The following is a 14,447-nucleotide window of genomic DNA, read 5'->3' as shown; positions in this document are numbered from 1 at the left end:
AAAAGTTAAAAAAGGCTTTTTAATGGTATAAAATTTTTCATAAAATTTAGCTCTAAGATCAATGACTAATTCATTTTCTAAAAATTTATCGAGTTCATCAGAGAAACTATCTTTGTAATATTTTTCTATATTAAATTCTTTAATTTTCTCTCCTTGTTTTAATTTGTAATAAGGTATTAAATCTTTTGCTAAAATAGGACCAAAAAGATTAGAAAATATCAAAACATTCTCATCTATGTATTTTCTTGAATTCTCGCTTAAATTTTCATAGTCTAAATGATCAAAAGCAACTCCATTATATCTTTGAATAGCTTTGTTTGTTTCTTTTGTTAAAATATCATGAGTTAATTCTTCTATTTCACTTGCATCTTTTATACCAAAAAATTTTTCAAGTTCAACTTCATTGCATTGTTTTATATGATTTTTATATTTTGTAAGTACTTCAAGTCTTTTACTATATAAATTACTAAAAACAAAAGAGTTTTTATTTATATAACCTTGCGTATTTATTTTATTTTTGCTTTCGCTAGGTGAAAATAAAATTTTCATAATCAATCCTTTATTTTTTTAAAAATTATATAAAATTATTTAAAACACTTGACATTAATTCAAAATTACATTATAATTCAACTTTATTTTTTGCTGGTTTAGCTCAGTTGGTAGAGCAGCTGCCTTGTAAGCAGCAGGTCGGGGGTTCAAGTCCCTTAACCAGCTCCATTGTTGATAGCAGTGTTTGACCAGAAATAAAAAGCATTTTTATCATGGTGAGTTACTCAAGTGGCCAACGAGGGCAGACTGTAAATCTGCTGGCTTTCGCCTTCCGTGGTTCGAATCCACGACTCACCACCATTGCTTTGCGGGAGTAGCTCAGTTGGCTAGAGCATCAGCCTTCCAAGCTGAGGGTCGCGGGTTCGAGTCCCGTTTCCCGCTCCAACCTAATTTTGGTAGAGTGAAACTGGGAGCTGTTTTTAAATTAAGAATTTCTAGCAGTTTCAATTTCCAAAATTTTATAATTTATGTTTTTAATTTTTCTGAGCGCTCGTATGGCTCAGAGGTAGAGCACTCCCTTGGTAAGGGAGAGGTCGCGGGTTCAAGTCCCGCTATGAGCTCCATTGATTTCAAAAGATTATAAAACATAAATTAGTATTTGTTTGTAAATTTTATATGGAGGAAAAAGATGGCTAAAGAAAAATTTTCACGTAATAAGCCTCACGTAAATATTGGTACTATTGGTCATGTTGACCACGGTAAAACTACTTTAACAGCTGCTATCTCTGCTGTTCTTTCAAGAAGAGGTTTGGCTGAGCTTAAAGATTATGATAATATCGACAATGCTCCTGAAGAAAAAGAGCGTGGTATTACTATTGCAACTTCTCACATTGAGTATGAAACAGAAAATCGTCACTATGCTCACGTAGACTGCCCAGGTCACGCTGACTATGTTAAAAATATGATTACTGGTGCTGCTCAAATGGACGGTGCTATTCTTGTTGTTTCTGCTGCAGATGGTCCAATGCCACAAACTAGAGAGCACATCTTGCTTTCTCGCCAAGTAGGTGTACCATATATCGTTGTTTTCATGAATAAAGCTGATATGGTTGATGATGCTGAATTATTAGAATTAGTTGAAATGGAAATTAGAGAACTGTTAAGTTCTTATGATTTCCCAGGAGATGATACTCCAATTATTTCAGGTTCTGCTTTACAAGCTCTTGAAGAAGCAAAAGCCGGACAAGATGGTGAATGGTCTAAAAAAATCTTAGATCTTATGGCAGCAGTTGATGAGTATATTCCAACTCCAGCTCGTGATACAGATAAAGATTTCTTAATGCCAATCGAAGATGTATTCTCAATTTCAGGTCGTGGTACAGTTGTTACTGGTAGAATTGAAAAAGGTGTTGTTAAAGTTGGTGACACTATTGAAATCGTTGGTATTAGAGAAACACAAAGCACTACAGTAACTGGTGTTGAAATGTTTAGAAAAGAAATGGATCAAGGTGAAGCAGGTGATAACGTAGGTGTTCTTCTACGTGGTACTAAAAAAGAAGATGTTCTTCGTGGTATGGTTCTTGCCAAGCCAAAATCAATTACTCCACATACTGACTTTGAAGCAGAAGTTTATATTTTAAATAAAGATGAAGGTGGTCGTCATACTCCATTCTTCAATAACTATAGACCACAGTTCTATGTAAGAACAACGGATGTTACTGGTTCTATCCAACTTGCAGAAGGCGTTGAAATGGTTATGCCAGGTGAAAATGTTAGAATTACTGTAAGTCTTATTGCACCAGTTGCACTTGAAGAAGGTACTCGTTTTGCTATCCGCGAAGGTGGCCGTACTGTTGGTTCAGGTGTTGTATCTAAAATTATTAAATAATCATAAGCGAGATTTTATCTCGCTTTTTAAGGAATAAAAATGAGAATTAAAGTTGGCTTGAAATGTGAAGAGTGCGGTGATATTAATTACAGTACTTTTAAAAATAGTAAAAATACAACTGAAAAATTAGAATTAAAAAAATATTGCCCAAGATTAAAAAAACATACAGTTCATAAAGAAGTTAAATTAAAAAGTTAAGGCTTTTATATAAAAGCCCTTAGGGCAATAGCTCCAACGGTAGAGCACCGGATTCCAAATCCGATGGTTGGGGGTTCGAATCCCTCTTGCCCTGCCACAAAATAAGGTTAAATATGGAAAAACTAATAACTTATTTTAAATTATCAAAAGCTGAACTATCAAAAGTTATTTGGCCTTTGAAAGAGCAAGTTAGAAATGCTTATATTACTGTTTTTGTAGTTGTTACTGTTGTTTCATTATTTTTAGCATTGGTTGACTTGATTATGTCATTTTCATTATCTAAGATTATAGGATAAAATAATGAATCATAAATGGTATGCAATTCAAACTTATGCAGGTAGTGAAATGGCTGTAAAAAGAGCCATAGAAAATTTAGTTAGAGATCATGGAATTCAAGAGCAATTGCTAGAGGTAATTGTACCAACTGAAGATGTGATTGAATTTAAAAATGGTAAAGAAAAAATAAGCGAAAGAAGTTTGTATTCAGGCTATGTATTTGCCAATATTGACTTATCAACAGAACTTTGGCATAAAATTCAATCTTTGCCAAAAGTTGGTCGTTTTATAGGGGAAAGTAAAAAACCAACCCCATTGAGTGAGAAAGATATCAATCTTATTTTAGAAAAGGTGAAAAATAAAGCAGCACCTAAACCTAAAATTTCATTTGATAAAGAAGAAAGTGTAAGAATAACCGAAGGTCCTTTTGCAAACTTTGTTGGTATTGTAGAAGAATATGATATGGTTAGAGGGGTTTTAAAGCTAAATGTTTCAATATTTGGCAGATCAACTCCAGTAGAGATCTTATACTCTCAAGTTGAAAAAATAGTTTGATAATATAGCAAGTAAAGGAGTAAGGTTATGGCTAAAAAAGTCGTAGGAGAAATAAAATTACAAATAGCTGCTACTAAGGCTAATCCATCACCTCCAGTTGGTCCTGCTTTGGGTCAACAAGGTGTTAATATTATGGAATTTTGTAAGGCATTTAATGAAAGAACAAAAGATATGGCTGGCTTTAATATTCCAGTTGTTATTACTGTTTATGCAGATAAAAGCTTTACATTTATCACAAAACAACCACCAGCTACTGATTTAATCAAAAAAGCTGCAGGTATTTCTAAAGGTGCGGATAATCCTTTAAAAAATAAAGTAGGTAAATTAACCAAAGCACAAGTTTTAGAAATTGTTGATAAAAAAATAGCTGATATGAACACAAAAGATAGAGAGCAAGCTGCTAAGATTATTATGGGTTCTGCTCGTTCTATGGGTGTTGAAATCGTAGATTAATACTCTTTACCGCCAAGAGTTTAAAAAGGCGGTAGCACTTTATATAAAATGCGGAGAAAAATTAATGTCAAAAAATACTAAAAGATTTACAGAATTATTAAAAAAAATAGATTCAAATAAAAATTACTTAATGGATGAAGCAATAAGCACAGTTAAAACTCTTGCATCTGCTAAATTTGATGAAACAGTTGAAATTGCTTTAAAATTAAATGTTGATCCAAGACATGCAGATCAGATGGTAAGAGGTAGTGTAGTTTTACCTTGTGGTACAGGTAAAAAAGTGCGTGTTGCTGTTATAGCAAAAGATGCAAAAGCTGATGAGGCAAAAAATGCAGGTGCTGATATAGTTGGTAGTGATGATTTAGTAGAAGAAATTCAAAAAGGAAATATGAATTTTGATGTTTTAATTGCTACTCCAAATTTGATGGGTTTAGTTGGTAAAGTAGGTCGTATTTTAGGACCTAAAGGTTTAATGCCAAATCCTAAGACAGGTACTGTGACAATGGATGTTGCACAAGCTGTGAATAATGCTAAAAATGGTCAAGTTAACTTCCGTGTTGATAAGCAAGGAAATATCCATGCAGGTTTAGGTAAAGTTAGCTTCACTCATGAACAATTAAAAGAAAATATGACAGCATTTGTAAAAGCTATTAATAAACACAAGCCAGCTGCTGCAAAAGGAAGATATATTAAAAATGCTAGTCTTTCTTTAACTATGAGTCCTTCTCTTTCTCTTGATACTCAAGAATTACTTGATACAAAATAAAATTAATGAGAGTTTTACTCTCATTAATAAAAATTAGATAAGATAATAACTTTTATTTTATCTAATTTTTATCTTAGATTGGAGATAGCCGAGGTCCTAGGACTTAATTAGATTTTTCTGCTCTGCTTGAAATCACCGGTCGGAAAGGAGTAAAGATGACTAAAAGCCAAAAAGTTGAACTTGTTTCTAAACTTGAAGAAGGTTTTAAAGTTAGTGAGGCTGTTATAGTTTGTAACTATAAGGGTTTAAATACTAAAAAACTTGAAGAGTTAAGAAATAATGCGAGAGAAATGGATGTTAAAGTTCAAATTATTAAAAATACTTTAGCAAGTATTGCTCTTAAAAATGCCGGCAAAGATGGAATGGAACTTAAAGATACTAATATTTATCTTTGGGGTGAAGACCAATTAAATGTTTCAAAAGTTGCTGATAAATTTAGCGAAGCTAATCAAGCATTTGAGATCAAAACTGCATTTATCGAAGGCGAAGTTGCTTCTGTAGATAAAGTTAAAGCTTTAGCTAAAATGCCTTCTCGTAATGAATTACTTGCTATGCTTTTGCAAGTTTGGAATGCACCAATCACCAATTTTACAATTGGATTAAATGCATTAAAAGAAAAAAAAGAAGCTGAATAAAATTATAAAAAGGATAAAAAATGGCAATTACTAAAGAAGATGTATTAGAATTTATTTCTAACCTAAGTGTTCTTGAGCTTTCAGAATTAGTAAAAGAATTTGAAGAAAAATTTGGTGTTTCTGCTGCTCCAGTTATGGTTGCGGGTGCTGCTGTTGCGGGTGCTGCTGGCGGTGCTGCTGAAGAAAAAACTGAATTTGATATTGTATTACAAGATGGTGGCGATAAAAAAATTAATGTAATTAAAGTTGTTCGTGCTTTAACTGGTCTTGGATTAAAAGAAGCAAAAGATGCAGTTGAGCAAACTCCATCAGTTCTTAAAGAAGGTGTTAGTAAAGCTGAAGCTGAAGAAGCTAAAAAACAACTTGAAGAAGCTGGCGCTAAGGTTGAACTTAAATAATTTTTTATTTTTAAAAGAAAGGATTTTATATCCTTTCTTGTTTTCCTTTAATAAGGATTCTTTCTTTCAATACTTTTACCATGGGGTATAATAATATGTTAAATTCACAATCAGGAAATCGTTTAAGAATAGACTTCTCGAATGTTCCACAACAAATAGACATTCCAAATTTATTACAATTACAAAAAAAGAGTTTTGATTATTTTTTAAATTTAGATGCAAAAAATTCAGAAAGTGGAATTGAAAAAGTTTTCAAATCTATCTTTCCAATCCATGATCCGCAAAATAGATTAAGTTTAGAATATGTAAGTAGTGAAGTAGGTAAACCTAAATACACCATTAGAGAGTGCATGGAAAGAGGTTTAACTTATTCTGTAAATTTGAAAATGAAAATCCGTTTAACTTTACATGAAAAAGATGAAAAAACGGGTGAAAAAATCGGTATAAAAGATATCAAAGAACAAGAAATTTATATTAGAGAAATTCCTTTAATGACAGATAGAATTTCTTTTATAATTAATGGGGTTGAAAGAGTTGTTGTAAATCAACTTCATAGAAGTCCAGGTGTTATTTTTAAAGAAGAAGAAAGTTCTACTGTTGCAAATAAGTTAGTATATACAGCTCAAATTATACCAGATCGTGGTTCTTGGCTTTATTTTGAGTATGATGCAAAAGATGTGCTTTATGTGCGTATTAATAAAAGAAGGAAAGTGCCTATTACTATTTTATTTAGAGCACTTGGTTATAAAAAGCAAGATATTATAAAATTATTTTACCCTATACAAACTATTCATGTTAAAAAAGATAAATTTTTAACTGAATTTAATCCAAATGACTTTTTAGATAGAGTCGAATATGACTTAAAAGATGAAAAAGGCAATGTTGTACATCAAGCCGGTAAAAGAATGACAAAGAAAAAAGCTGAGCAACTTATAAAAGACGGTGTTAAATGGGTTGAATATCCAATTGAAATTTTAACAAATAGATATTTAGCTAACCCTATTATTAATAAAGAAACCGGTGAGGTTTTGTTTGATTCTTTAACGCTATTAGATGAGGGAAAATTAGCTAAAATTAAAGAAGAAAAACAATTTGATATTGCAAATGACTTAGCAAATGGAGTTGATGCTGCTATTATTAATTCTTTCATTCAAGATAATGAGACTTTAAAATTATTAAAACAAACTGAAAATATAGAAGATGAAAATGATTTAGCAGCTATTAGAATTTATAAAGTAATGAGACCAGGCGAGCCTGTAGTAAAAGATGCTGCAAAAGCTTTTGTAAATGATTTATTTTTTAATCCTGAAAGATATGATCTAACAAAAGTTGGTCGTATGAAAATGAATCATAAACTAGGATTAGATACACCTGAATATGTTACAGTTTTAACAAATGAAGATATAGTAAAAACTGCAAAATATTTAATTAAAGTAAAAAATGGTAGAGGCCATATTGATGATAGAGATCATTTAGGTAATCGTCGTATTAGATCGATTGGAGAGCTTTTAGCTAATGAACTTCATGTGGGTCTTGCTAAAATGCAAAAATCAATTAGAGATAAATTTACCGCATTAAATGCAGATATTGATAAAGTAATGCCTTATGACTTGATCAATCCTAAAACAATTACTGTGACAATTATGGAATTTTTTACCGGTGGTCAATTATCTCAATTTATGGATCAAACAAATCCATTAAGCGAGGTAACTCATAAGCGTCGTTTATCTGCGCTTGGCGAGGGTGGTTTAGTAAAAGAAAGAGCGGGTTTTGAAGTGCGTGATGTCCATGCAACGCATTATGGAAGAATTTGTCCTGTTGAAACTCCAGAAGGTCAAAATATCGGTTTGATTAATACGCTTTCAACTTATGCTAAAGTAAATGATCTAGGTTTTGTTGAAGCACCTTATAAGAAAGTAGAAAATGGAAAAGTAAGCAATGAAATTGTTTATTTAACCGCTACTCAAGAAGAAGGTTTAGTGATCGCAGCTGCTTCAACTAAAATTGATGAAAAAGGTAATATTGTTGAAGAATTTGTTGAAGCAAGACAAGATGGTGAAACAATCTTAGCAAGAAGAGAAGAAGTGCATTTGATTGATCTTTGTTCAGGTATGATAGTAGGGGTCGCAGCTTCTTTGATTCCATTTTTGGAGCATGATGATGCAAACAGAGCCCTGATGGGTTCAAACATGCAGCGTCAAGCAGTGCCTTTACTAACCGCACAAGCACCTATAGTAGGTACTGGTATGGAAAAAATCATTGCACGTGATGCTTGGGAAGCTATTAAAGCTAAAAGAGCAGGTATTGTAGAAAAAGTTGATAATAAAAATATTTTTATTTTGGGCGAAGATGAAAATGGACCATTTATTGATCATTATAAAATGGAAAAAAATCTAAGAACTAACCAAAATACAACTTTTATTCAACACCCGATTGTGAAAAAAGGCGATTTTATTCAAACAGGTCAAATTATTGCAGATGGCCCAAGCATGGACCAAGGAGAGCTTGCTATTGGTAAAAATGCTTTGATCGCATTTATGCCATGGCATGGATATAATTATGAAGATGCTATTGTAATTAGTGAGAAAATTTTACGCGAAGATACTTTCACTAGTGTTCATATTTACGAAAAAGAAGTAGAGGCTAGAGAACTTAAAGATGGCGTTGAAGAGATTACAAAAGATATTCCAAATGTTAAAGAGGAAGATTTAGCACATCTTGATGAGAGTGGTATTGCGAAAATAGGAACTCATATAAAGCCTGGTATGATTTTGGTAGGTAAAGTTTCACCTAAAGGTGAGGTAAAACCTACGCCTGAAGAAAGATTACTAAGAGCTATTTTTGGTGAAAAAGCAGGACATGTTGTAAATAAATCTTTATATGCAACTGCTTCATTGGAAGGTGTTGTTGTAGATGTAAAAATATTTACTAAAAAAGGTTATGAAAAAGATGCTCGTGCTGTAAAAGCCTATGATGATGAAAAATTAAATCTTGAAAAAGAACATCACGATAGACTTTTGATGATGGACAGAGAAGAAACTTTAAGAGTATGTTCTTTGCTTTCTAAATCACCTTTAAATTCAGACGAAGAAATAAATGGTGTTAAATATAAAAAAGGTTCCAAGGTAGAAATTACCGAGTTGGAAAAAATTAATCGTTTTGCATTAAATTCTTTAGTTAAAGCTTATTCTAAAGAAGTGCAAAAAGAATATGATGATTTAAAAAATCACTTCCAAAACGAGAAGAAAAAGCTTAAAACAGAGCATGATGAAAAATTAGAAATTTTAGAAAAAGATGATATTTTACCAAGTGGAGTGGTAAAACTTGTTAAAGTATATATTGCGACTAAGAGAAAATTAAAAGTTGGGGATAAAATGGCAGGACGCCATGGAAATAAAGGTATTGTATCTAATATCGTTCCAGAAGTTGATATGCCTTATTTACCTGATGGAAGACCTATTGATATAGCTTTAAATCCTCTAGGGGTTCCAAGTCGTATGAATATAGGACAAATTCTTGAAAGTCACTTAGGGATTGTTGGTATGAGACTAGGTGATCAAATTCAAGAAATTTTTGATAGAAAACAAAAAGATTTTGTAAAAGAATTACGCGAAAAAATTCTTGAAATTTGTAGTGTATCTAGACTTGAGCTAGAAAAGAAATTTGTACAAACTTTAAATGATGAGCAACTTATTTCTTATGCTAGAGATTGGGCTAAAGGGGTAAAATTTGCTACTCCTGTATTTGAAGGTGTAACGGTTGAAGAATTTGGTAAGCTTTTTGAAATGGCTAAAATAGCTATGGATGGAAAAAGCGAACTTTATGATGGAAGAACTGGTGAAAAAATGGCAGAGCGTGTGCATGTTGGATGTATGTATATGCTTAAATTACACCATTTAGTAGATGAAAAAGTTCACGCAAGAAGCACTGGACCTTATAGCTTAGTAACACAACAACCAGTTGGTGGTAAAGCATTATTTGGTGGGCAAAGATTTGGTGAGATGGAAGTTTGGGCTCTTGAAGCTTATGGAGCAGCTCATACTTTAAGAGAAATGCTTACTATTAAATCTGATGATGTTGAGGGTAGATTTAGTGCTTATAAAGCTTTAACAAAAGGCGAGAATGTTCCAGCAACAGGTATTCCAGAGACATTCTTTGTACTTACAAATGAATTAAAATCTCTTGCTTTAGATGTTGAGATTTTTGATAAGGATGAGAATAATGAGTAAATTTAAACCTATCGAAATAAAAGAAGATGGCAGACCTAGAGACTTTGAAGCTTTTCAATTAAGACTTGCAAGTCCTGAAAAAATCAAATCATGGTCTTATGGGGAAGTAAAAAAACCAGAAACGATTAATTATAGAACTTTAAAGCCTGAAAGAGATGGGCTTTTTTGTGCTAAAATTTTTGGACCAGTAAGAGATTATGAGTGTCTTTGTGGTAAGTATAAAAAAATGCGTTTTAAGGGCATTAAGTGTGAAAAATGTGGTGTTGAAGTTACTAGTTCTAAAGTGCGTCGTTCAAGAATGGGGCATATTGAGCTAGTTACCCCAGTAGCACATATATGGTATGTGAACTCTTTACCAAGTCGTATCGGTACTTTACTCGGCGTAAAGATGAAAGACTTAGAACGCGTATTATATTATGAAGCATATATAGTAGAAAATCCAGGTGATGCATACTATGATAATGAAAATACTAAAAAAGTTGAATTTTGTGATGTGTTAAATGAAGAGCAGTATTTAAATTTAATGCAACGCTATGAAAGTAGTGGATTTAAAGCTAGAATGGGTGGTGAAGTTGTTAGAGATTTACTAGCAAATTTAGATCTTGTCGAGCTTTTAAATAAATTAAAAGAAGATATTGCAGCAACTAATTCAGAAGCAAAGAAAAAAACTATCATCAAACGCTTAAAAGTGGTAGAAAATTTCTTAAATAGTAACTTAAATAGCAATACAAATATTGATGAAGTAGTACCAAATCGTCCTGAGTGGATGATGATCACAAATTTACCTGTATTACCACCTGATTTAAGACCTTTGGTAGCTTTAGATGGTGGAAAATTTGCAGTTTCTGATGTGAATGATTTATATAGAAGGGTTATCAATAGAAATACGCGTTTAAAAAGACTTATGGAGCTTGATGCACCTGAAATTATCATTAGAAATGAAAAAAGAATGCTACAAGAAGCAGTTGATGCTTTGTTTGATAATGGCAGAAGAGCAAATGCAGTTAAAGGTGCAAATAAGCGCCCATTGAAATCTTTAAGTGAAATTATCAAAGGTAAACAAGGTCGTTTTAGACAAAATCTACTTGGTAAAAGGGTGGATTTCTCAGGTCGTAGTGTTATTGTTGTTGGACCAAAACTTAGAATGGATCAATGCGGTTTACCTAAAAAAATGGCTTTAGAATTATTTAAACCACATTTGTTAGCTAAGCTTGAAGAAAAAGGTTATGCAACTACCGTAAAACAAGCTAAAAAAATGATAGAAAACAAAACTAATGAGGTTTGGGAGTGCTTAGAAGAGGTTGTTAAAGGTCATCCTGTAATGCTTAACCGTGCTCCAACCTTGCATAAGCTTTCCATCCAAGCTTTCCATCCTGTGCTTGTAGAGGGTAAAGCGATTCAACTTCATCCATTAGTGTGTGCGGCATTTAATGCTGACTTTGACGGGGACCAAATGGCTGTGCATGTGCCTTTATCTCAAGAGGCAATAGCTGAGTGCAAAGTATTAATGCTTTCATCTATGAATATCTTGCTTCCAGCAAGTGGTCGTTCTGTAACTGTACCTTCTCAAGATATGGTTTTGGGGATTTATTATCTATCTTTAGAAAAAGATGGTGCTAAAGGCGAGCATAAAATTTGCACAGGTATTGAAGAGGTTATGATTGCTCTAGAAGCAAAATCTTTAGATATTCATGCAAGCATTAGAAGTGTAGTTGATGGAAGAAAAATCACAACAACCGCGGGTAGATTGATTATTAAGTCTATCTTACCTGATTTTGTTCCTGAAAATATGTGGAATAAAGTCATGAAGAAAAAAGATATCGCAGCTTTGGTTGATTATGTTTATAAAGAGGGTGGCCTTGAAGTAAGTGCTAGCTTTTTAGATAAATTAAAAGATCTTGGTTTTGAATATGCAACAAAAGCAGGTATTTCTATTTCAATTGCTGATATTATTGTGCCTGATCAAAAGCAAAAAAGCATAGAAGAAGCTAAAAAACAAGTAAGAGAAATTCAAAATTCATATAATTTAGGTTTGATTACTTCGGGTGAAAGATATAATAAGATTATCGATATTTGGAAAAGCACTAATAATATCTTGTCAAAAGACATGATGGAGTTAATTAAAAAAGATAAAGAAGGATTTAACTCTATTTATATGATGGCAGATTCTGGTGCTAGAGGTTCAGCAGCTCAAATTTCACAGCTTGCTGCGATGAGAGGTCTTATGGCAAAACCTGATGGCTCAATCATTGAAACACCGATTATTTCAAATTTCCGTGAAGGACTTAATGTTCTTGAATATTTTATTTCAACTCATGGTGCTAGAAAAGGTCTCGCAGATACAGCATTAAAAACAGCAAATGCAGGTTATTTAACAAGAAAGCTTATCGATGTGGCACAAAATGTAAAAGTTACAATGGATGATTGTGGTGCACATGAGGGTGTTGAAATTAATGAAATCACAGCAGATGGTGTTGTGATTGAAACCTTAGAGGAAAGAATTTTAGGAAGAGTTTTAGCTGAAAATATTATTGATTCTATTACTAATGAAATTTTATTTTCAGAAGGTACTTTAATAGATGAAGAAAAAGCTAGAGTAATTGTTGAAAGTGGTGTAAAGAGTGTAAGTATTAGAACTCCTATTACTTGTAAGGCTAAAAAAGGAGTTTGTTCTAAATGCTATGGTATTAACCTAGGTGAGGGCAAATTAGTTAAGCCAGGTGAAGCTGTAGGTATTATATCTGCTCAATCAATCGGTGAACCAGGAACTCAGCTTACACTAAGAACTTTCCATAGTGGTGGTACTGCTAGTACAGATTTGCAAGATCGTCAAGTAGTAGCACACAAAGAAGGTTTTGTAAGATTTTATAATCTTAACACTTATGAAGATAGACAAGGTAAAACTATAGTGGCTAATCACCGCAATGCTGCTATTTTACTTGTTGAGCCAAAAATCAAAGCTCCATTTAAAGGAACTATCCATATTGAACATGCGTATGAAGATGTGGTGGTTAGTGTTAAAGCAAAAAACAATGAAGCTAAATTTATATTAAGAAAATATGATTTAGCAAAAGCTAATGAGCTTGCTGGTGTAAGTGGTAATATCGAAGGTAAGTTATATATTCCATATAGCGATGGTGTTGAAGTAGCTGAAAATGAAAGTATTGTTGAAGTAATCAAAGAAGGTTGGAATATACCAAATCGTATTCCTTATGCAAGTGAATTGCTAGTAAAAGATGGTGATCCTATCACTCAAGATATTATAGCAGGTGCAAAAGGCACATTAAAATTTTACATGCTCAAAGGCGATGGTTTAGATAGGATTAAAAATCTTAAAAAAGGTGACATAGTTAAAGAAAAAGGTGTTTTTGTTGTTATTGCTGATGAAAATGATAGAGAAGCAAAAAGACATTATATACCAAGAGAATCCGTGATTGAATTTGATGATAGTGCTTTTGTGGATAATCCTAAAGCTATTATAGCAAAATCAAGCAAAGAAGATAAAACTATCATTGCTGAATGGGATGCATATAATAACACCGTAATTGCAGAGGTTGCAGGTACTATAAATTTTGAAGATATTGAATCAGGCTATAGTGCTGATGAACAAATTGATGAAGCAACAGGTAAAAGATCGCTTGTTATTAATGAGTATTTACCAAGTGGAGTGCGTCCAGCGTTGTTAATCATAGGTGAAAATGACAAAGTAGTGCGTTATCAATTAGAGCCAAAAACTGTTATTTATGTAAATGATGGTGATAAGGTGAAGCAAGCTGATATTTTAGCTAAAACACCAAAGGCAGCAGCTAAATCAAAAGATATTACCGGGGGTCTTCCAAGAGTATCTGAATTATTTGAAGCAAGAAAGCCGAAAAACACTGCCGTTGTAGCTGAAATTGATGGAGTTGTTAGATTTGATAAGCCTTTAAGATCAAAAGAAAGAATCATTATTCAAGCAGAAGATGGAAGTAGTGCAGAGTATTTGATAGATAAATCAAAACGTATTCAAGTAAGAGATGGTGAGTTTATCCATGCGGGTGAAAAATTAACCGATGGAGTTATTTCAAGCCATGATGTACTTAGAATTTTAGGTGAAAAAGCATTACATTATTATCTTATTTCTGAAATTCAGCAAGTTTATCGCGGTCAAGGTGTTGTGATTTCTGATAAGCATATTGAAATCATCGTATCACAAATGCTAAGACAAGTTAAAATTGTAGATAGTGGTCATACTAACTTCATCGTGGGTGATTTAGTTTCAAGAAGAAAATTCAGAGAAGAAAATGAAAGAATTTTAAGATATGGTGGTGAGCCTGCTGTGGCTGAACCTGTGTTACTTGGGGTAACAAGAGCGGCTATTGGAAGTGATAGCGTGATTTCAGCTGCTTCTTTCCAAGAAACAACGAAAGTTTTAACAGAAGCAAGTATTGCAGGTAAATTTGATTATCTTGAAGATCTGAAAGAAAATGTAATCTTAGGTCGTATGATTCCTGTTGGAACAGGATTATATCAAGAGCAAAAACTTAAATTAAAAGAAAAAGAATAAAAATCCCTAGCTAG

General features: G+C 32.7%; 11 protein-coding genes and 5 tRNA genes. 15 read left to right on the top strand and 1 reads right to left on the bottom strand.

Annotated features, from left to right (window positions below; all coding sequences use genetic code 11):
* A partial coding sequence (yaaA, locus tag L8V85_RS07770) for a YaaA family protein (RefSeq protein ID WP_263737783.1) occupies positions 1–549 on the bottom strand: 549 nt, incomplete at its 3' end.
* Positions 550–641: 92 nt separating this feature from the next.
* Between yaaA and L8V85_RS07765 the strand changes: the two genes are divergently transcribed.
* From L8V85_RS07765 to rpoC, 15 genes are all read left to right on the top strand, one after another.
* Positions 642–717: transfer RNA gene (locus L8V85_RS07765), tRNA-Thr, on the top strand.
* A 46-nt stretch (positions 718–763) separates the two neighbouring features.
* Positions 764–849 (top strand) — tRNA-Tyr (locus L8V85_RS07760).
* A 7-nt stretch (positions 850–856) separates the two neighbouring features.
* Positions 857–933, top strand: a tRNA-Gly gene (locus L8V85_RS07755).
* 104 nt (positions 934–1,037) lie between these two features.
* A tRNA-Thr gene (locus L8V85_RS07750) sits at positions 1,038–1,112 on the top strand.
* Between the two features lie 65 nt (positions 1,113–1,177).
* Positions 1,178–2,377 carry an elongation factor Tu gene (gene tuf / locus L8V85_RS07745; RefSeq protein WP_039617742.1) on the top strand — a complete coding sequence of 400 codons (1,200 nt, stop codon included), beginning with the start codon at positions 1,178–1,180 and terminating at the stop codon, positions 2,375–2,377.
* A 39-nt stretch (positions 2,378–2,416) separates the two neighbouring features.
* Positions 2,417–2,575: a 50S ribosomal protein L33 gene (gene rpmG, locus L8V85_RS07740; RefSeq protein ID WP_039617743.1), complete on the top strand. Its 159-nt coding sequence runs from the start codon at positions 2,417–2,419 to the stop codon at positions 2,573–2,575.
* Positions 2,576–2,596: 21 nt separating this feature from the next.
* Positions 2,597–2,672, top strand: a tRNA-Trp gene (locus L8V85_RS07735).
* A gap of 16 nt (positions 2,673–2,688) precedes the next feature.
* A complete protein-coding gene (secE, locus tag L8V85_RS07730; protein WP_039617745.1) occupies positions 2,689–2,871 on the top strand; it encodes a preprotein translocase subunit SecE in 183 nt (60 codons plus the stop codon).
* 1 nt (position 2,872) lies between these two features.
* Positions 2,873–3,406 carry a transcription termination/antitermination protein NusG gene (gene nusG / locus L8V85_RS07725; RefSeq protein WP_087684660.1) on the top strand — a complete coding sequence of 178 codons (534 nt, stop codon included), beginning with the start codon at positions 2,873–2,875 and terminating at the stop codon, positions 3,404–3,406.
* A gap of 27 nt (positions 3,407–3,433) precedes the next feature.
* The gene (gene rplK / locus L8V85_RS07720) at positions 3,434–3,859 is read left to right on the top strand and encodes a 50S ribosomal protein L11 (protein ID WP_012661181.1); all 426 of its coding nucleotides are present in this window, start codon (positions 3,434–3,436) and stop codon (positions 3,857–3,859) included.
* Between the two features lie 64 nt (positions 3,860–3,923).
* Positions 3,924–4,625, top strand: coding sequence for a 50S ribosomal protein L1 (gene rplA / locus L8V85_RS07715; RefSeq protein WP_263737782.1), 702 nt, complete (start codon positions 3,924–3,926; stop codon positions 4,623–4,625).
* Positions 4,626–4,780: 155 nt separating this feature from the next.
* The gene (gene rplJ / locus L8V85_RS07710; RefSeq protein WP_263737781.1) at positions 4,781–5,260 is read left to right on the top strand and encodes a 50S ribosomal protein L10; all 480 of its coding nucleotides are present in this window, start codon (positions 4,781–4,783) and stop codon (positions 5,258–5,260) included.
* Positions 5,261–5,280: 20 nt separating this feature from the next.
* Positions 5,281–5,658, top strand: coding sequence for a 50S ribosomal protein L7/L12 (gene rplL, locus L8V85_RS07705; RefSeq protein WP_012661184.1), 378 nt, complete (start codon positions 5,281–5,283; stop codon positions 5,656–5,658).
* 95 nt (positions 5,659–5,753) lie between these two features.
* Positions 5,754–9,887: a DNA-directed RNA polymerase subunit beta gene (rpoB, locus tag L8V85_RS07700; RefSeq protein ID WP_263737779.1), complete on the top strand. Its 4,134-nt coding sequence runs from the start codon at positions 5,754–5,756 to the stop codon at positions 9,885–9,887.
* Positions 9,880–14,433 (top strand): DNA-directed RNA polymerase subunit beta', encoded by a 4,554-nt coding sequence (gene rpoC / locus L8V85_RS07695; RefSeq protein WP_263670383.1) that lies wholly within the window; start codon positions 9,880–9,882, stop codon positions 14,431–14,433. Before rpoB ends, rpoC begins: the two co-directional genes overlap by 8 nt.
* The last annotated feature ends 14 nt before the right edge of the window (positions 14,434–14,447 follow it).

It is taken from the genome of Campylobacter sp. IFREMER_LSEM_CL2090, from assembly GCF_025771865.1.
In the GTDB taxonomy this organism is placed as follows: domain Bacteria; phylum Campylobacterota; class Campylobacteria; order Campylobacterales; family Campylobacteraceae; genus Campylobacter_D; species Campylobacter_D lari_D.
Note: the sequence above shows the minus strand (reverse complement) of the source record. Positions and strands in the feature narration are given on the sequence as shown.